Origin of the sequence: Streptomyces sp. WAC05292 (assembly GCF_003949955.1) — a bacterium.
Classification (GTDB): Bacteria; Actinomycetota; Actinomycetes; order Streptomycetales; family Streptomycetaceae; genus Streptomyces; species Streptomyces globosus.
Map to the genome: position 1 here is coordinate 1 of NZ_RPSE01000911.1, position 314 is coordinate 314.

Consider the following 314-nt stretch of genomic DNA (forward strand, 5'->3'; position numbering starts at 1 on the left):
CCGTTCCTTGAGAACTCAACAGCGTGCCAAAAATCAACGCCAGAAGTTGATACCCCGTCCACTTCGGTGGATGAGGTTCCTTTGAAAAAGACCTGCGGGGCTGCTCCGGTAGCACTCGCAGGCAACACAACACAGCGAGGACGCAGTGGTCAGTCGGTCTTATTCCGACCATGACTGGCCCGCTCTACGTGTGTGTGCACCGGATTACCGGTAAACATTCATGGAGAGTTTGATCCTGGCTCAGGACGAACGCTGGCGGCGTGCTTAACACATGCAAGTCGAACGATGAACCTCCTTCGGGAGGGGATTAGTGG

At 55.1% G+C, this 314-nt stretch carries 1 rRNA gene; it reads left to right on the forward strand.

What is annotated here, in order from left to right:
- Positions 1-217 precede the first annotated feature (217 nt).
- Positions 218-314: ribosomal RNA gene (locus EF903_RS33690) — 16S ribosomal RNA — on the forward strand; the annotation flags it as partial.